We start from the raw sequence: 18,726 nt of genomic DNA, 5'->3' as shown, positions 1-18,726 counted from the left end.
ACTATGACCAGGGATTTAGTATTTGAAATTGGGATGGAAGAAATTCCTGCTGCATATATGCCAAAGGCTTTAGAAGATTTAAAAAATAATGCTGTTTCACTTCTTAATAAGGCCAGACTCAATTATACAGAGGTAAAGACCTATGGGACTCCCCGCCGTTTAACCTTATATGTCCGGGAGCTTAACGAAAAACAGGAAGATGCGGTTATTGAAAACAGGGGACCTAAAAAAGCTGCTGCTTTTGATGCCGAAGGTAAACCTACCAAGGCTTTAGAAGGTTTTGCCCGCAGTCAGGGTATAGATATAAGAGAAGTTACTATAAAGGATGTTAGGGGAGTAGAATATGTTTTTGCAATAAAGACGGAAAAGGGAGCTTTAGCGGTAGATGTGCTTCCTTCTCTACTTTATGAGCTTCTTAAATCTTTATCTTTCCCAAAATCCATGCGTTGGGGAAGGTATGCCTTCCGTTTTGCCCGTCCTATAAGATGGCTTTTGGCTTTGTATGGAAAAGAAAAAATCGAATTTAACCTGGAAAATCTGATAAGTTCCAATTGGACTTACGGACACCGGTTTTTATCAAAAGGCAGGATCGAAGTGAAAAGTCCGGCAGATTATTTTCAGGTTTTGGCTGATAATTATGTAGTTTTGAATCAGGAAAAGAGGAAAGAGATAATCTGGGAGCAGATTGAAAAGATTGCTCAAGATTTAGGGGGAAAAGCTCTTAAAGATAAAGCACTCTTGGAAGAATTAAATTATCTAGTAGAATATCCGACTGCTTTTGCAGGCAGCTTTTCACCTTCTTATCTGGAAGTTCCTGAAGAAGTTCTTACTACTACTATGATCGAACATCAAAGATATGTACCGGTATTTGATAAAGAAGGAAAGCTTATGAATGTTTTTATTGGGGTTAGAAATGGAACTGATAAATTTATAGATGTGGTAAGAGCTGGGAATGAAAGGGTATTAAAAGCACGTCTGGAAGATGCGCTCTTTTTCTGGAAAGAAGACTTAAAACAACCATTGGAAAAAATGGCAGAAAAATTAGAGAATATTCTTTTCCATGAGCGGTTGGGAACTATCAGGGATAAAGTAGGAAGAATAGAGGACATAGCATTGTTTATAGGAGAGACTTACAGCCTGAGCAGTAAGGATAAAATAATTCGAAGTGCCAATCTGTGCAAAGCTGACCTGGTAAGCAACATGGTTTATGAATTTCCTGAATTGCAGGGAATTATGGGGAGATATTATGCCTTAAACCAAGGGGAAGATAGGGAAGTAAGTGAGGCAATTTTTGAACATTATCTGCCGCGATTTGCCGGAGATGAAATACCTAAAACCGAAACTGGGTTAGTTTTGAGTTTGGCTGAAAAGATAGATAATTTAACAGGATTCTTTGCTATGGGAATTAAGCCAAGTGGTTCCCAGGATCCGTATGCTCTGCGACGTCAGGCAATAGGAATAGTAAATATAATAATAGATTCCGGGTTAAAAATTGATTTAGCTTCTGTCATAGCTAAGGCTTATCAAAATGTAGTTCCCTTTAATCCGAAAAAAACTGAAGATGAGACGAAAGCAGAGGTTTTAGATTTTATACTTCAGAGAATGCGCGGTGCTCTTTTAGAAAAAGATATATCATATGATGTAATTGATGCAGTTTTAGCTGTTCCTACTGGCGATTTGAATGATGTATTGAAACGGACACTGCTAATTCAAGAATTTAAGAAAGATGAAAAATTTAGTGATTTTATGACTGTTTTCAGCCGCTGCAACAATCTTTCAAAAAAATGGAATAAAGTTGAAGTTGATTGTGCAGTTCTAGAAGATGAAAGTGAAAAAATTTTATATGATGAGTATTTAAAGGTAAAAGGCGAAATTGAAGGGATTTTGGACAAGGGAGATTATGAGAAGGCTTTAGAAAGAATCGCTTCTTTGCGCAATTATGTAGATAATTTCTTCAACCGGGTTATGGTTATGGTGGATGACGAACAGCTTAAAGCTACCCGGTTAGGGCTTTTAAAATCAATTGTAAAATTATGTGATAATATTGCTGATTTTAGTAAAATTGTTGAATAAAATTTTTTAAAAAACAGGATTTTTTTGTGCTATATAGTATAGTATAATTAAACAAAATTCCCCCAAAAAGTATAGCATAATTTGGTGGTGGTCATGATAGAGTTAACTGAAAGGCAGGAAAAAATCCTGGAAATTGTAAAAAAATATGGACCTATTACGGGGGAAAACATTGCTGAGCTTCTAAATGTTACCCGGGCAGCGTTAAGGCCAGATTTGGCTGTTTTGACTATGTCCGGGTATCTGGAAGCTAAACCCCGTGTGGGTTATACTTTTCGCAACGGAGCGGTGGAAAGTGAAATCCGCAAGATATTAAATCGCTATCGGGTAAGGGATGTCCAGTCAGTTCCGGTAGTGGTAAAGGAAACATGCAGCATTTATGATGCAATAGTAGCTTTGTTTACAGAAGATACTGGAAGCATTTATGTAGTGGGAGACGATAACTATCTGGTAGGAGTAGTATCGCGCAAGGATTTTTTGAAAACAACTTTAGGACAGGTAGATATAAATAAAGTGCCTATAAGCGTAATAATGACGCGGATGCCGAATATAATCACTACTACAATGGATGAAACTGTAGTTGAAGCAGTTCGCAAGATTGTAGAACATGAAGTTGACAGTCTGCCGGTAGTAAAATGTTTTATCGATAAAGATAACGAAGAAAAGCTGCAGGTAGTAGGCAAAATAAGCAAGACAACGGTGGCTAGGCTCTTTTTGGAACTGGCTACTAAAAGAATTGAGGGGGTTTAAGTTTTGACACATCATTTGCCGGGAGTATATATTGTTTCAGATTCAATAGGGGAAACTGCTGAGATGGTGGTCAGAGCAGCTGCCAGCCAGTTTAATTCAGGCAATATGGAGATAAGAAGGGTTCCTAACATAGGAGATAGGGATACAATTATCCATGTGGTAGAGCAGGCGGTAGCCAATAATTTTATGATAGCCTATACACTGGTTATTGATGAACTGGCTCAGTTTCTTAAGGAAAAAGCTGAGGAAGCCGGAGTTGTATGTATAGATATATTAGGGCCGGTTATTGATGCTTTTAAAAAGTTAAGCGGGATAGAACCTAAAAAGGAACCGGGCCTCTTGAGAAAAGTTGACGAAATGTATTATCGGCGGGTAGAGGCGGTAGAATTTGCTGTTCGGTATGATGATGGCAAAGATCCACGCGGAATTAACCTGGCTGACATAGTCCTGATAGGGGTTTCGCGGACTTCAAAAACTCCTCTTTCTATGTATTTGGCTCATAAAAGGATAAAAGTGGCTAATGTTCCTCTGGTACCAGAAGTGGCACCTCCTGAAGAATTATTTAAGCAGGAAAAAGGCAAGGTTATTGGCCTTACCATAAATCCGGAACAGCTTTACCATATAAGGGCCGAAAGGCTTAAAAGCTTAGGTCTTAAAGGGCAAGCCAGTTATGCTGATGAAAAACGAATATTAGAAGAGCTAGAATTTGCCGATAAAGTTATGAAAAAAATTGGCTGCCCGGTAATAGATGTAACTAATAAGGCTGTTGAAGAAACGGCAAGCAAAATTTTAGAAATCTATTATAGGAGGTTGAGCAATGTCTAGCCACAAATATGTATACCTTTTTGAAGAAGGAAATGCTGAGATGAAGTACCTCTTGGGGGGCAAAGGTGCTAATTTAGCGGAAATGAGCCGTATTGGGCTTCCAGTTCCGCCTGGTTTTACTATTACTACTGAGGCATGTAATTTTTATTTGTCTCAAAGCGGAAAATTCCCGGATGAAATGATGGATCAGGTTTATGCAGCCCTTAAAGAAATTGAGCAAAAGACAGGCAAGGTGTTTGGCGATGCTAACAATCCACTTTTAGTTTCGGTAAGATCTGGAGCAGCCATTTCTATGCCGGGTATGATGGATACTATATTGAATTTAGGTTTAAATGACCAAACAGTAGTTGGGCTTGCTTCTTTAACTGATGATGAAAGATTTGCTTATGATTGTTACCGGCGTTTTATCCAGATGTTCAGCAATGTAGTTTTAGAAGTTGAACATTCGTTATTTGAGGAAATTGTAGAAAAATACAAGAGCAAGCTGGGTGTAATTTTTGACTATGAAATCCCGGCTGAAGAGCTTAAAAAGATGATTGAAGAATATAAAGTCCTAGTTAGAAAGGAAAAAGGTTTTGATTTTCCGCAGGATGTCCAGGAACAGCTTATAATGGCGATAAAAGCAGTTTTCAATTCATGGAATAATCAGAGAGCGATAGTATACAGGCGCATAAACAAAATTGACGATAGTTTGGGAACTGCAGTAAATGTTCAGTCAATGGCTTTTGGTAACATGGGTCAGGACAGCGGAACCGGCGTTGCTTTTACCCGCAATCCTTCTACCGGCGAAAAGGAATTATACGGCGAATTTTTGGTAAATGCCCAGGGAGAAGATGTGGTAGCCGGAATAAGAACTCCTATGCCTATATCTAAGCTTAAAGAAGAACTGCCTGGGGTTTATCAGCAGTTTATTGATACCTGCGAAAGGTTGGAAAAGCATTACCGGGATATGCAGGATATTGAGTTTACGGTAGAAAAGGGAAAACTTTACATGCTTCAGACCAGGAATGGCAAGCGAACTGCCAGGGCAGCCGTGAAAATTGCGGTAGATATGGTGAATGAAGGTTTGATAACTGTTGAAGAAGCACTTATGAAGGTAGAGCCTGAACAGCTGAATCAGCTTTTACACAGACAGATTGACCCGAATGCCAAGTTAGAGCCTGTTGCCCAGGGACTGCCTGCTTCTCCGGGAGCTGCCTGTGGAAAAGTAGTTTTTGATGCTGATTTAGCTGAAAAGCTTGGAGAAGCCGGAGAAAAAGTAATTTTGGTAAGAACGGAAACAACGCCCGATGATATTCACGGCATAGTTTTGGCCCAAGGTGTTTTAACTTCCCGCGGAGGAATGACTTCTCATGCTGCGGTCGTAGCAAGAGGAATGGGCAAGCCGTGTGTATGCGGATGTGAATCTATAAAAATTGATATGGCTGCTAAGCAGTTTACGGTTAATAATTTGGTGGTAAAAGAAGGCGACATAATTTCGATTGATGGTGCAACCGGAAAAGTTATGTTAGGCGAAGTTCCCATGATTGAACCTGCTCTTTCGGGAGAATTTGCTACCCTTTTAAAATGGGCAGATGAAACTAAAATGCTTACAGTTAGAGCTAATGCTGATAATCCTCAGGATGCAGCAAAAGCACGTGAATTTGGTGCAGAAGGTATAGGACTTTGTCGAACTGAACATATGTTTATGGAAACTGAAAGACTGCCAATAGTTCAAGAAATGATACTGGCAGATAGCGAAGAAGAAAGAAAGAAAGCATTAGATAAACTTTTACCCTTCCAGAGAGGAGATTTTTACGGCATATTGAAGGCTATGTCACCCTATCCGGTAACTATAAGGCTTTTAGATCCGCCCTTGCACGAATTTTTGCCTGACTATGAAACACTTCTTTTAGAAATTGCCGAACTTAAATATTCCAATGCTGATCCAGGAGTCATAAAGGAAAAAGAAGAATTAGCTGCCAAGGTACATAGCTTGTCTGAAGCTAACCCTATGCTGGGACATCGCGGCTGCAGGCTGGGGTTGACTTACCCTGAAATTTACCGTATGCAGGCAAGGGCTATATTTGAAGCTATGGTTCAGCTTAAAAAAGAAAACATTCCGACTTTTGCTGAAATTGAAATACCTTTGGTTATGGATATATCTGAACTTGCTATGCTTAAGGAAGAAATTAATGATGTTTACCGTGAAATTGAACAGGAAACAGGGGAAAAGCTTAATTATGCAGTAGGAACCATGATAGAGTTGCCGCGTGCATGTATAGTTGCGGATGAATTAGCTAAAGAAGCTGAGTTTTTCTCCTTTGGAACTAATGATTTAACCCAAACGACTTTGGGTTTCAGTCGTGATGATGCAGAAGGGAAGTTTATACCGGTTTATTTAGATAAAAAAATAATAAAAAATAATCCCTTTGCTGTTTTGGATCGCAAAGGGGTAGGCGGACTCATGGAAATTGCAGTAGAAAAGGCAAGAGGAGAAAATCCAGATATACTGCTTGGAATTTGTGGTGAACATGGAGGTGAACCTAGTTCTGTTGAATTTTGCCACCTTATAGGGCTCAATTATGTAAGCTGTTCGCCTTATCGTATACCGATTGCCAGATTGGCAGCTGCTCAGGCGGCGGTTAAAAACAAAAAATAAAATGAGAGAAAACCTCCCCACCTTATGGTGGGTATTTTTTTTTTGCAAATTTTTCTTAGGGATGATATACCATCTATGTTTTAAAGTTAATATTTCTTACTCATCCTGACAGATTGACATTTTCTTTTTTGGGCATCCTCCATGAATTAAAAGAGTTACTTTATAGGAGGTTTGTCTCTTTTCTCCTGATATGTCTAAAATAAAGTGAAATTAATATTTTAGGAGTGAGGAGAGTGAAGAGACTAAATTTTAAGTTTTGTGCGTTATTACTTCTTTTGACCTTTGTGTTTACAGGATTTTTTACTTTTACTGCTTTAGCAGGTCAGTATGGGGACTATAATCTGCGGTATGGAAGCAGGGGTACATATGTTCAAAATTTACAAAGAGATTTAACCTTTCTCGGCTATAATACCGGAGGTATTGATGGGATTTTTGGGTCTAAAACCTATAATGCGGTTATTCGTTTTCAAAAAGATAACAATTTGAATCCTGATGGGATTGTTGGGAAGAAGACTAAAGGAATGCTCGATAAAAAATTAGCAGAAGGAACTTATGTTGTGAAATCGGGAGATACTCTTTACAAAATAGCCTTAAAATATGGGACGAGCATTGCTTCCATTAAGCAGGCAAACAACCTCAAATCTGATATTATATATCCGGGGCGAAAGCTGATTATTCCGGTTTCTGAAATAAAACTTCCTTCCCGGGCTGGTTTGAGATACCCGGAAGCCGCAGATTGGTGGACTGTTGTTCAATATGCTTTTCCACGGGGTAGTGTCGCAACAGTTACTGATGTTGAAACGGGGATAAGTTATAAGGTATTGAGAAAAGGGGGGACTAATCACGCAGATTGTGAGCCTCTGACCGCAGCCGATACCGCTAAAATGAAGAAGATCTATGGTGGTCAGTGGAGCTGGGCGAGACGTGCAATTATAGTAAGCGTGAATGGCAGAGTTTTTGCTGCTTCTCAGAATGGAATGCCGCATGGTTCGCAGACTATCTATAATAATAATTTTAACGGACATTTTTGCATTCACTTTAAAAACAGCAGAACCCATGGAACTAATAGGGTGGATGAAGCCCATCAGGCAGCAGTGATGAGGGCTGCAAGCTATCGGATATAGAGAAGATATTAAAGGCGTGATTTAAGGTCATCAGCAGATAAAAACTGCTGATGACCTTTACTGTTTTTATCGTTTCGCGGGCGGTTTCTCCCAGGTTTTAAGATCACCTTTTTGCCTTCTTTTTTCGATAATGGCGGTTTTTCCGACTTTTTAACTTTCTGAAAAATTTTCTTTACATTATATATTTTTAGGATATAAAATAAATAATTGTTTCATAAAATAAAGGAATATGTTTAAGAATGTAGTATTAAAATAGCAATGGAGGTGTAAAAAATGTCTGAATTATTAATTGTAGCAATAAATGGAAGCCCTAATCGCGAAGGAAATACTGCATTGTTGCTGCATAAAGCGGCAGAAGAATGTGAAAAAATGGGGGCTAAAGTAGAGTTTATTCACTGTCAGCAGGTTTTAAAGGATATGACAAATCCTTTTTGTGTAGCCTGTTCTTCTCCCTGCTCCGGTAGGTGTTTTAAAGATAAAGTATTGGAAAAAACTTTAAAGCTTATTTCAAAAGCTGATGGGATTATTATGGGAAGTCCGGTGTATTTTGGGACAGTTTCTGCCCAGCTCAAGGCTTTTTGGGATAAAACCAGAGGCTTGCGCAATGACAAAAAGCTTTTGAATGTTGTAGGTGGGGCAATCGCGGTAGGCGCTTCCAGATTTGGCGGGCAGGAAACTACTATTAGAGCGATGCAGGATATGATGATGGTTCAGGGTATGATAATTGTAGGTGACGGTTATTATGAGGATGATTGTGGACATTTGGGAGCTGCTGCTCAAAGGCCTTCTTCGGAAGATGAAAATGCTTTATTAAGGGCTTCTATTGTGGGGAAAAGAATAGTGGAAGTTGCTAAAGCTACTAAGCATTTACGAAAACGCTAAACTGTACCTGCTTTAAATTGCGATATTATTTTTATGCGAAATCCTTGGGCTTAGAGCTTTAAGGATTCTTTATATTTTTAAGGCTATAAATTGGTTTAAAGGGGGAATCAGGTGAATATAAGAAGGGAATTGGAAATAAAGGAAGAAAAGATCCTATCCCCTTATGCAGTTTTAGCGGCAAATTCTGAGGGAAGACATATATATGAAGAACCTGATCCCATACGAACCTGTTTTATGGTTGATAGGGATCGTGTAGTTCATTCCAAGTCCTTTCGCCGCCTTAAGCATAAGACCCAGGTTTTTATAGCCCCGCCCGGGGATCATTACCGCAGTCGGCTTACCCATACTCTTGAAGTAAGTCAGATTTCACGAACTATAGCTGCGGCTCTTAATCTCAATCTGGATTTAGTTGAAGCTATTGCATTAGCCCATGATGTGGGACATACTCCTTTTGCTCATGCTGGTGAGCAGGTGCTTAATGAACTGCTGCCAGGTGGATTTAAACATAATGAAAACAGTATTAGAGTTTTAACACGCGTAGAACAGCACAAGGGAAGAAATGGGCTTAATCTGACAAAAGAAGTTTTAGATGGAGTCCTTTATCACAGCGGTTATGATGATAATGATATGATGCCTTCTACTATGGAAGGGAAAGTTGTTCGGTTAAGCGATAAAATAGCCTATGTTCAGCATGATATTGATGATTCTATAAGGGCAGGTCTTTTAAGGTTGGAGGATATTCCGCAAGAATATTTAGAAGTGTTGGGAAAAACTCACAGTCAGAGAATAGCTACTTTAGTTACGGATACTATTTATAATACCCGCAAGTTATTGAAAGAATCGGGAGAATTAAAGGTAGAGCCAAGCAAAGAAGTTGAAAAGGCCCTTAAGGGACTTAGAAAATTTATGTTTGAAACCGTGTATACAGGGCCGGTATGTCAGGCGGAAAGGACCAGAGCTTATTTTATTATAGAGCATTTGTTTAAGTATTATCTTAAACACCCGGAGAAAATGAGTCCTGTGTACCAGAAAATAGCTGAAGAAGAAGGCTTAAAACGAGCAGTTGCTGATTATATATCTGGCATGAGTGATGCTTACTGTATTTCTGTCTTTAAAGATATATATATTCCTCAGTCATTAGTTCCTGAAGCTTTTAAGTTACAGGAGGAAAAAAAAGAAGATATAAATAAGAACTAAAAATTAATGACAAATTTCGAATGTTTAGAAGGATTTTGCAAGTCCTTGTAGAATTGTAGGTGAGGTAATTGGCTTTGTATTATGATGATATAGTTGATGAAATTAAGGCGCGTTTAGATATAGTTGATATTGTATCAGAAACTGTTCGTTTAACGCGTAAAGGCAGCAGATATTGGGGATTATGTCCCTTTCATCAGGAAAAAACCCCTTCGTTTTGTGTGACCCCAGAAAAAGGAATGTTCTATTGTTTTGGCTGTCATGCCGGAGGGGATATTTTTTCGTTTGTCATGAAAAGGGATGGTATAAGCTTCAAGGAGGCCCTTGAACTTTTAGCTTCTAAGGCGGGAGTAAGTCCATCTTTAGAAAGGTTTAATACAAAGCAAAAAGATTTAAAACGATTTATTTTGCAGGTTAACAAAAAAGCAGCCGAATTCTATCATAATAATTTGAAGAGTCCGAAGGGTTTTTTGGCCAGAGAATATTTGAGAAAAAGGGGTATCAGTGATAAAACAATTGATTTATTTAAGTTGGGTTATGCTCCGGATGAATGGGAAGGTCTTAAAAATTTTCTTTTGGCCGAAAATATACCTTTTGATTATCTTCAAAAGTCAGGACTTTTAAGAAAGAGCGATAAAACGGGGAATTATTATGATTTATTCCGAAATCGCATAATATTTCCTGTTTTTCAGTATAATGGTGATATTATTGCCTTCGGGGCAAGGGTTTTGGATGACAGCATGCCTAAATATATAAATTCGCCGGAAACCGAAGTTTTTTCGAAAGGCCGCAACTTGTATGGGATTTTTCAAGCTAGAGAGGCTATTCGTTCCGCTAATGAAGCTATATTAGTTGAAGGTTATACTGATTGTATAAAGCTTCATCAGTCAGGTGTCCAGAATGTAGTAGCTTCTTTAGGAACCGCGTTTACTCAGGAACAGGCTAGACTTTTGTGTCGCTATGCTGAAAAGGTAGTAGTTTTGTATGATGGAGATGAAGCGGGACAGAGGTCTACACTTAAAGCTATAGATGTTTTAACCCGCGAAAAGTTGCAGGTTTATGTGGCTTCTATTCCGGGGAGGCGGGATCCGGATGAGTATTTGGATTTAGTTGGAAAAGAGGATTTTTTGACATTTATAAAGAATAATAAAATAAGCCATATTGAATTTAAAATTAATTATTATCTCAAAAATAAAAAATCACTGGATTTGGAAGATAAGATAAAAATAATAAATATGCTTAAATCTGATATATCTGAGCTGGAAAGTGAGCTTTTGCGCGATTATTATATAAAAATTTTGGCACAAAAGCTTGTTTTGGAAGAAAACATAGTGTTCAGGGAAATAAAACGGGAAAACACCAAAAAATTGGTTTTTAATGGGAATAAAAAACAAATAAAAAGGGATAATATAAGATACGATAATTCTAGCTTGGAAGATAGATTAATAGCTTCTATGCTTAAAAATGGCTATATATTTAATCGCATAAAAACCGAGCTGGGTTTTGGAATTTTTAAAAACCAGACTTATCGTGAAATCTGCATATTATATGACGGCCTCGAAGGAGGAACTGAGGAAAAAATAAAAAAGCTGGAACAGCAGCTTATTGAAAAGGGACTTATGGCTGAGTATGCCAGATTGATGATGCAGGATATTGTTCTTATTGATGAATCTGGAATAGAAAAGATTATCAAAGAGGTTTTAAGTCGTAAAAGAGAAGCAGCTTTACAAAAGCTTTTACAAAAGTTAAACAGTTTAAAGGATAAAGGGGATTTTAATGCAGTGTTGAGATTCTTGGTTTATTTGGATTTATTTTTAAATAATAGAAAGGAAGGGGGGATAAAATGAAGTTCGATAGAAAGCTGGCAGAGTCTATCAGTGCATTGGCTGAGAAAGGCAAAAAGAAGAAGAATCTTACTTACGATGAAATTGTAGAAGATTTGCAGGGCTTTAATCTTGAGCCTGACTATATTGATGATATTTTCGAGCACCTTCAGTCGTTGGGTATAAGTATAGGTAACGATTCCGAAGTAGATTCGGATATAGAGATAGATCCGGAAGAAATGGAGCTGGAAGAGGTAATAATCCCTGAAGGGATTGAAATAGATGATCCAGTTCGCATGTATCTTAAAGAAATAGGGAGAGTACCTCTGCTTACTGCTGATGAAGAGATTGAACTGGCTAAAAGGATTGAAGCTGGTGATGAAGAAGCAAAAAGGATGCTGGTAGAAGCCAATCTTCGTTTGGTGGTAAGCATTGCCAAGCGCTATGTAGGGCGCGGTATGCTTTTCCTTGATCTTATACAGGAAGGTAATTTAGGGCTTATGAAAGCGGTTGAAAAATTTGATTACCGCAAAGGTTATAAATTCAGTACTTATGCCACTTGGTGGATAAGACAAGCGATTACCAGAGCTATAGCTGACCAGGCACGTACTATACGTATTCCAGTTCATATGGTAGAAACTATAAATAAATTATCCAGAGTGCAGAGAAATCTTTTGCAGAGTTTGGGAAGGGAACCTACCCCGATGGAGATAGCGCAGGAAATGAATATTCCTGTAGAGAGGGTTATTGAAATAATGAAAGTGGCACAGGAGCCTGTATCTTTAGAAACTCCCATAGGGGAAGAAGATGATAGCCACCTGGGTGATTTTATTACCGATGAAGATGCAGAATCTCCTGAAGAATCGGCTTCTTTTGTGCTTCTGCGTGAACATTTAGATAGTATTTTGAGTACCCTGACTGAGCGTGAAGAAAAAGTTTTGCGACTGCGCTTTGGACTGGATGATGGAAGACCCAGGACTTTAGAGGAAGTAGGTCAGGAATTTGGGGTTACCAGAGAAAGAATAAGACAGATTGAAGCCAAAGCTTTACGCAAGTTGAGACATCCTTCGCGCAGCAAGAAATTAAAAGACTATATAGAATAAAAAAATAAAAAGATATGTTGACAATTTTCAATTAAGGATATATAATAATCATCGTTGGATGACGTTCCTCGATAGCTCAACGGTAGAGCATCCGGCTGTTAACCGGAGGGTTGCAGGTTCGAATCCTGCTCGGGGAGCCATTAAAGAACATGAAGGCGGTAACCGGGTTACCGCTTTTTAGTTGAATTTAAACCCGTTCGAAATAAGTTTTCTATTGACCTTTAACGATAAATTTAATATACTTATTTCGCGGGATTTAATAAACCCGGGCCTATAGCTCAGTTGGTAGAGCTACCGGCTCATAACCGGTTGGTCCCAGGTTCGAGTCCTGGTAGGCCCACCATCTTTGGCCCCTTGGTCAAGTGGTTAAGACACCGCCCTTTCACGGCGGTAACAGGGGTTCGAATCCCCTAGGGGTCACCATAAGGGCGATTAGCTCAGCTGGGAGAGCACCTGCCTTACAAGCAGGGGGTCGTAGGTTCGAGCCCTGCATCGCCCACCATAATTGAAAGAGTAAAAGCTCAAACCATAGGAGGTTTGAGCTTTTTTGTTTTAGATAATGTATTCGTTTTTTCCTTTTAATTCAAGCTTAAAAATCTTAAGGCCGGTAGGTGTAAAGGTGGTATAGATTTTGAAATCTACTGTTTCTCCCGTTTTTAAATAGTCGATATAAGTACGCGTAAAAATTATTTTATTTTTTTCAATTCTGTATTTAATAAATGGAAAATCATTTTGGTTAATTATGGGAAGGCTTCCTGCGGGTATTATTACCTGTTTTTTTATTTCTTCATTCCATATAGTTGAATAATCAACTATTTCTTTGGCCAAATCTTTGCTAAATCCATTCTTTAGATATTCCTCTATTTCGCTGGAGTTTGCCCCGTATTTTGATACGATAAACCCCTTTTCAATATAAGTTTCCTGTAAAAAAGAACTGTAAAAATTGTAAGCGTATATAAGCTCATTCAAAATAGGATCTTGGACGTTTTCTTCAGAATAAGACAAGGGAAATGGAGTATTTTGTTCTAATGCCGAAGCATTAGCTGCGAAGATGCTAAACCATATGATTGAAAGTAAAAATATAATAAAAAATTTTTTCATATTTAACCCCTTTTATTTTTATATGTGATAATTATAAAAGATTCCATATAATGTAAAAAAGCGTTTTGAGTCGTATAAAAGGCGGATTATAGAAAAACAGAATCAAAAGTGAATACATCCGGCTATAAAAAGATTATGAATAATTGTAATATTATATCAAAAAGTGATAAAATTAGTTATAAGAAAGTTAAATTAAAATCGGTTAGGGGGAATGAGGATGGAGATGCTCGAAAAATTTACCCGGGAGGTTAAAACTCTGCCGCAAATGTTTTATAATACAGTAGAAAATTTTCCTGACCGTCCAGCCATGAAGTTTAAAGTAGAAGGAACTTATGTAACTTTAAGCTACTGCGGGTTTGCTGATATTGTAGAGGAGTTGGCCAACGGACTTTTAAGTTTAGGTATAAAAAAAGGTGACAGTATCGGCCTTATGGCTCATACCTGTGAAAGATGGGGATGGGCAGATTTTGCGATACAGACTGCAGGTGGTATAACCGTCACTATATATCCCTCTTTATCTGCAGGAGAAGCCTCTTTTATTTTAAAACACGCCGAGGTTAAGTTTCTCTTCGTTGGTAATCCTGAAATAGCTTCCCGTATTGAAACAGTATGGCATAATTTGCCTGAATTAGAATACATAATAGTGATGAGTTCAAATTACGGGGGAAATAATAGAAAAATAATGAACATGTCTGATCTGCGCAGTCAGGGTGAGACTTATGCTCTTCAAAATCCTGATATTTTGAGAAAACGTCAGGAATCTTTGAAAGGAAACGATCCTTCGAGCATAATATATACTTCCGGCACTACGGGAAACCTTAAAGGGAGTCTTTTAACCCATGAAGACATGGTTGGCGCTTTGGCGCGCAGTCTCAAACATATGGAAATCGGAGGATATCCAGTTACATATAATGATGTGGCTTTTTCACTGTTGCCGCTTGCCCATATATGGGAAAGAAATAATTCTTATCTGGCGATGATAGCAGTAGGAGGGTGTATAGGTTATGCGGAAAAGCCAACTACTCTTATTCAGGATATTCAGCAGATTAAACCTACCTGGGTCCTGCTGGTTCCACGCCTCTGGGATCGAATATATGCGGGCTTTAAGGCCGCTTTTTGCAGCAGTCCAGAAGGAAAGGAATTATTTGAATGGGCATATAAAGTTGGGGAAAAAGTTTTAGAAAAAAGAACTAAGCTTAATGGTGCGATAGATTTGACTGAAGATCCAGTTAAATATTTAGATGAAGACATGGCTAAAGATTTTAAAAAAGCTGATGACATGGTATTCAGCCAACTCAGACAGCTTTTAGGAGGAAATCTTAAGATTCCTTATTCCGGAGGAGGCCATCTGCCACCTGATTTGCATCGCAGCTATCTTGTGCTCAACTTTCCACTGCTTAACGGATGGGGGCTTACAGAAACTGCAGCCGGTATAAGTCATGGATATCCAAATGCTACTAAGATAGGTTGGCTTTCTAAGATGGTTCCCGGAGTAGAAGCAAAATTAGCTGAAGATGGTGAAATTTTAGTGCGTGGAATAGGAGTAATAAAAGAATATTATAAAAATCCTGAAGAGACAGCCCTTTCTTTTACTGAAGATGGCTGGTTTAGAACTGGGGATATTGGAGAATTTGATGAAGATGGCTTCTTGAGGATTGTAGAGAGGAAAAAGCATATTATAGTGATGGACACTGGTAAGAATGTTGCTCCGGCCAAAATTGAGTCTAAGTTTATCAACAGTCCGGTTATTGAGCAGGTTGTAGTTTTAGGAGATAACCGCAAATTTATTTCTGCTTTGCTAGTTCCGGCTTTTGATATGATTCTTTACATACTGAAAGAAAAAGGGATAAAAGTGGATGAATCTAAGCTCAAATATGCAGAGATAAACGGCATAAATACCTGTATAGAAGTGGGCGAAGATGTAATAAATAATTCTTTTGTTAGGGAACTGGTGGCTGAAGAGATTAAACGGATAAATCAGTATTTAGAAGATTATGAAACTATTAAAGCTTACCGCATTCTTCCCTGCAAATTTACTGAGGAAGCAGGAGAGCTTACACCTACTTTGAAGGTTAAGCGTCAGGTGGTAATGGAAAAATATAAAGATTTGATTGATGATATGTATAGATAAGGTTTAATGAAATGAAGGCGGCCGATATAGAGCCGCCTTTAATTGTGATGATTATACTTCGTAAAAACTTACTCCTAAAAGTCCTGGACCTGTATGGACTCCTAGGCTTGGGCTTATATCCGAACATATAAATTCCTGGATATTTGGCAGCTTGCTCAGCCTTTCCACCAGCTTTTCAAATTCTTCTCTGGCTCCGCCGTGCATTACAGCCAGATTTATTTTTTTGGTTTGAACGGTTTCTTCGACTATTTCTGCCAGCTTTTCAATTGATTTTTTGCGTCCTTTAGCTTTAGCATAGGTAAAATATTTGCCTTCTTCGTCTACTGATATTATGGGCTTAATGTGTAAGAACTGCCCGATCATGGAAGCAACACGGCCTATACGCCCACCACGTCTCAGGTATTCCAGGGTTTCGATAACATAGTATACTTTTATTTTGGGTTGGATTTTATGAATGTTTTCGTTAATTTTTTCCCAGCTTAAACCGGAAGCAATGCCACGTGCTGCTTCTAAGACTAACCATCCGGTTCCAATTGACAAGGTTTTGGTATCAAGTACTTTTATACATAAATCATTGATTTCCTGGGCTACCATCTTTACGGTCTGATAGGTGCCGGAAAGACTTGAGGAAAGATGAAGAGCTAAAACATGGGTAAACCCCTCTTCTTTTATTTGTTCGAAAGTTCCTTTTATCTCTTCCGGTGCTGGCATGGAGGTAGTAGGTATTTCTTCCGGCATACGAGCATAAACTTCTTCCGGTTGGATATCTTCACGGTCTGAATATGCTTTTTCACCATATATCACTTTCAAAGGCAGGATTTTTATACCGTATTTTTGTATGATTTCACGGGGGAGATCGCAGGCGCTATCAGTTAAAAGAACGATTTTTTCGCGCAAAATATTCACCTCTTATTTTTTGTATATTTTAGTTAATTATATTGTTTTTGAGTTGTTTTAGCAATTTTTATTTCTTGACATATGATGACAAAAAAGAGTAAAATCTTGTGAGTAAAGGATATTTACTTTACTCTATGGAGAAGATATTATATGCTTGATAAAAGAGAACATATTATAATGCTGAAGGATTTTTATGGTTCTTTATTGACTGACAAGCAACAGTATGTTCTGGAACTGTATTTTGAAAATGACTTATCTTTATCAGAAATAGCGGAAAATATGGGAATTTCCAAGCAAGCTGTTCATGATCTTTTGAAACGGTCGGAAAACCTTTTAAAAGACTATGAGGAAAGGTTGCAGCTGGTAAAAAGGTTTCTGGTTACGCGAAAAAAGATAGAAGAGGTATGTGAAATATTAAATGAGGAAATTTCAGATAATTGTCCGAGGGTAAATGAGGCCTTGGACATATTGAGAGGAATAGTCGATTCACTGTAAAAGAAAAGGAGCGGTAAAGTGGTTTTTGAAGGATTAAGCGACAGACTGCAGGATATATTTAAAAAACTGCGCGGCAAAGGCAAGATAACTGAAGAAGATGTGAAAACAGCTATGCGCGAGGTGCGCCTGGCGTTGCTGGAAGCAGATGTAAACTTTAAGGTGGTAAAGGATTTCATCAGCCGGGTTAGCGCGAGAGCAGTTGGACAGGAAGTTTTACAAAGCCTTACCCCCGGCCAGCAGATAATAAAAATTGTATATGATGAGATGACCGAACTTATGGGGGGGACCGAGAGCAAGCTCGCTTTAGGTTCTAAAATTCCGGCTGTGATTATGGCGGTAGGTCTGCAAGGGGCAGGTAAAACTACCACTGTGGCTAAGCTTGCTAAAACTTTGGTGAAACAGGGAAAAAGGCCTTTGCTGGTAGCATGTGATGTTTATCGTCCAGCAGCTATAAAGCAGCTTCAGGTTTTAGGAGAACAGATAGAAGTTCCAGTTTTTTCTATGGGACAGGAAAATCCGGTTGATATTGCCAAAGCCTCTTTAAATTATGCCCGCTCTCATAATCGAGATGTAGTTATTTTAGATACTGCTGGACGCCTGCATATAAATGAAGAGCTTATGGAAGAGCTTAGAAATTTAAAGGAAGCAGTAAACCCGGATGAAATCCTGCTGGTGGTTGATGCCATGACCGGGCAGGATGCAGTTAATGTTGCTGAGTCTTTTAATGCTGATTTAGGACTTACCGGGGTGATTTTAACTAAATTGGATGGTGATACGCGCGGAGGTGCTGCCTTATCGGTAAAGGCAGTCACCGGATGTCCTATCAAATTTGTGGGGATGGGAGAAAAGCTGGATGCTTTAGAGGTTTTCCATCCTGATCGTATGGCATCGCGTATTTTAGGGATGGGAGATATCCTTACATTAGTAGAAAAGGCTCAGGCAAGTTTGGACGAAAAAAAGGCCAAGGAAATGGAACGTAAGATACGCCAGCAAGAATTTACCCTGGAAGATTTTTTAGAACAATTGCAGCAGGTAAGATCGATGGGGCCTTTAGAAGATTTGCTGGGTATGATACCTGGTTTAGGTAAACAGATGAAAGGGATAAAAGCTGAATTTGATGAAAAAGAAATTTCGCATATAGAAGCGATCATAAAATCAATGACTTTGGAAGAGAGAAGAAATCCTGCGATTATAAATGGAAGCCGAAAAAAGCGTATTGCCAAAGGAAGTGGAACCAAGGTGCAGGATGTAAACCGACTTTTAAAGCAGTTTGAAGAGTCCCGCAAAGTGATGAAACAGCTGACCGATTTAACTAACAAAAAAGGCAAAAGAGGCGGAATTCCGCCTATAAAATTTCCATTTTAAATAGAATTTATTTTGGTAACAATATGAAGGAGGTGAAATATATGGCAACGAAGATTAGACTGAAAAGAATGGGAGCCAAGAAAAATCCGTTTTATCGTATTGTAGTGGCTGATTCCCGTTCACCGCGTGATGGAAGGTTTATTGAAGAAATAGGTTATTATGATCCTACTACTAATCCGGCTACTATAAAGATTGATGAAGAAAAGGCTTTAAAGTGGCTCAAGAATGGTGCTAAACCTTCTGATACAGCTAAATCCCTCCTGCAAAAAGAAGGGATACTGGCTAAATTTGCTGAAGCCCGCAAATAGCTTTAGAGGAGCAGGGG

Annotated in this window: 15 protein-coding genes and 4 tRNA genes; 17 read left to right on the top strand and 2 right to left on the bottom strand. The window is 38.5% G+C overall.

Features of this window, described 5'->3' with window-relative positions:
- Positions 1-3: 3 nt before the first annotated feature.
- The 13 genes from glyS (at position 4) to H0Z36_RS03710 (ending at position 12,914) form a co-directional block, all read left to right on the top strand.
- The gene (gene glyS, locus H0Z36_RS03770) at positions 4-2,073 is read left to right on the top strand and encodes a glycine--tRNA ligase subunit beta (RefSeq protein ID WP_296863917.1); all 2,070 of its coding nucleotides are present in this window, start codon (positions 4-6) and stop codon (positions 2,071-2,073) included.
- Between the two features lie 96 nt (positions 2,074-2,169).
- Complete coding sequence (locus H0Z36_RS03765; RefSeq protein ID WP_296864124.1) at positions 2,170-2,820, top strand: helix-turn-helix transcriptional regulator; 651 nt, start codon at positions 2,170-2,172, stop codon at positions 2,818-2,820.
- Positions 2,821-2,823: 3 nt separating this feature from the next.
- The gene (locus H0Z36_RS03760; RefSeq protein ID WP_296863916.1) at positions 2,824-3,645 is read left to right on the top strand and encodes a pyruvate, water dikinase regulatory protein; all 822 of its coding nucleotides are present in this window, start codon (positions 2,824-2,826) and stop codon (positions 3,643-3,645) included.
- Positions 3,638-6,286, top strand: a complete 2,649-nt coding sequence (gene ppdK / locus H0Z36_RS03755; RefSeq protein ID WP_296863915.1) for a pyruvate, phosphate dikinase — start codon at positions 3,638-3,640, stop codon at positions 6,284-6,286. The genes H0Z36_RS03760 and ppdK overlap by 8 nt, the downstream gene beginning before the upstream one ends.
- 233 nt (positions 6,287-6,519) lie before the next feature.
- A complete protein-coding gene (locus H0Z36_RS03750; RefSeq protein ID WP_296863914.1) occupies positions 6,520-7,410 on the top strand; it encodes a peptidoglycan-binding protein in 891 nt (296 codons plus the stop codon).
- A gap of 273 nt (positions 7,411-7,683) precedes the next feature.
- Entirely contained in the window at positions 7,684-8,292 is a 609-nt protein-coding gene (locus H0Z36_RS03745) for a flavodoxin family protein (protein ID WP_296863913.1), read from the top strand.
- 111 nt (positions 8,293-8,403) lie between these two features.
- Positions 8,404-9,489 carry a deoxyguanosinetriphosphate triphosphohydrolase gene (locus H0Z36_RS03740; protein WP_296863912.1) on the top strand — a complete coding sequence of 362 codons (1,086 nt, stop codon included), beginning with the start codon at positions 8,404-8,406 and terminating at the stop codon, positions 9,487-9,489.
- A gap of 74 nt (positions 9,490-9,563) precedes the next feature.
- Positions 9,564-11,333: a DNA primase gene (dnaG, locus tag H0Z36_RS03735; RefSeq protein ID WP_296863911.1), complete on the top strand. Its 1,770-nt coding sequence runs from the start codon at positions 9,564-9,566 to the stop codon at positions 11,331-11,333.
- Positions 11,330-12,412, top strand: a complete 1,083-nt coding sequence (gene rpoD / locus H0Z36_RS03730; RefSeq protein ID WP_296863910.1) for an RNA polymerase sigma factor RpoD — start codon at positions 11,330-11,332, stop codon at positions 12,410-12,412. Before dnaG ends, rpoD begins: the two co-directional genes overlap by 4 nt.
- Positions 12,413-12,477: 65 nt before the next feature.
- Positions 12,478-12,552: transfer RNA gene (locus H0Z36_RS03725), tRNA-Asn, on the top strand.
- A 127-nt stretch (positions 12,553-12,679) separates the two neighbouring features.
- A tRNA-Ile gene (locus tag H0Z36_RS03720) sits at positions 12,680-12,755 on the top strand.
- 5 nt (positions 12,756-12,760) lie between these two features.
- Positions 12,761-12,835, top strand: a tRNA-Glu gene (locus tag H0Z36_RS03715).
- 3 nt (positions 12,836-12,838) lie between these two features.
- Positions 12,839-12,914: transfer RNA gene (locus H0Z36_RS03710), tRNA-Val, on the top strand.
- A 50-nt stretch (positions 12,915-12,964) separates the two neighbouring features.
- Here the strand turns inward: H0Z36_RS03710 and H0Z36_RS03705 are convergent.
- On the bottom strand, positions 12,965-13,513 hold the full coding sequence (locus H0Z36_RS03705) for a hypothetical protein (protein WP_296863909.1): 549 nt from the start codon (positions 13,511-13,513) through the stop codon (positions 12,965-12,967).
- 217 nt (positions 13,514-13,730) lie between these two features.
- Between H0Z36_RS03705 and H0Z36_RS03700 the strand changes: the two genes are divergently transcribed.
- Positions 13,731-15,644 (top strand): long-chain fatty acid--CoA ligase, encoded by a 1,914-nt coding sequence (locus tag H0Z36_RS03700; RefSeq protein WP_296863908.1) that lies wholly within the window; start codon positions 13,731-13,733, stop codon positions 15,642-15,644.
- A gap of 51 nt (positions 15,645-15,695) precedes the next feature.
- Here H0Z36_RS03700 and H0Z36_RS03695 read toward each other — a convergent pair whose 3' ends face one another.
- On the bottom strand, positions 15,696-16,550 hold the full coding sequence (locus tag H0Z36_RS03695) for a DegV family protein (RefSeq protein ID WP_296863907.1): 855 nt from the start codon (positions 16,548-16,550) through the stop codon (positions 15,696-15,698).
- A 141-nt stretch (positions 16,551-16,691) separates the two neighbouring features.
- Between H0Z36_RS03695 and ylxM the strand changes: the two genes are divergently transcribed.
- Genes ylxM through rpsP form a run of 3 tightly spaced genes read left to right on the top strand, consistent with a single transcriptional unit; the run spans position 16,692 to position 18,709 of the window.
- On the top strand, positions 16,692-17,036 hold the full coding sequence (ylxM, locus tag H0Z36_RS03690; protein ID WP_296863906.1) for a YlxM family DNA-binding protein: 345 nt from the start codon (positions 16,692-16,694) through the stop codon (positions 17,034-17,036).
- Positions 17,037-17,054: 18 nt separating this feature from the next.
- Positions 17,055-18,401 carry a signal recognition particle protein gene (gene ffh / locus H0Z36_RS03685; protein WP_296863905.1) on the top strand — a complete coding sequence of 449 codons (1,347 nt, stop codon included), beginning with the start codon at positions 17,055-17,057 and terminating at the stop codon, positions 18,399-18,401.
- Positions 18,402-18,442: 41 nt separating this feature from the next.
- Entirely contained in the window at positions 18,443-18,709 is a 267-nt protein-coding gene (gene rpsP / locus H0Z36_RS03680; protein WP_296863904.1) for a 30S ribosomal protein S16, read from the top strand.
- Positions 18,710-18,726: the final 17 nt, after the last annotated feature.

The sequence above is a fragment of the Thermosyntropha sp. genome, from assembly GCF_017656155.1.
Lineage (GTDB): Bacteria > Bacillota > Syntrophomonadia > Syntrophomonadales > Syntrophomonadaceae > Thermosyntropha.
This window is presented reverse-complemented; position numbering and strand designations above follow the sequence as displayed.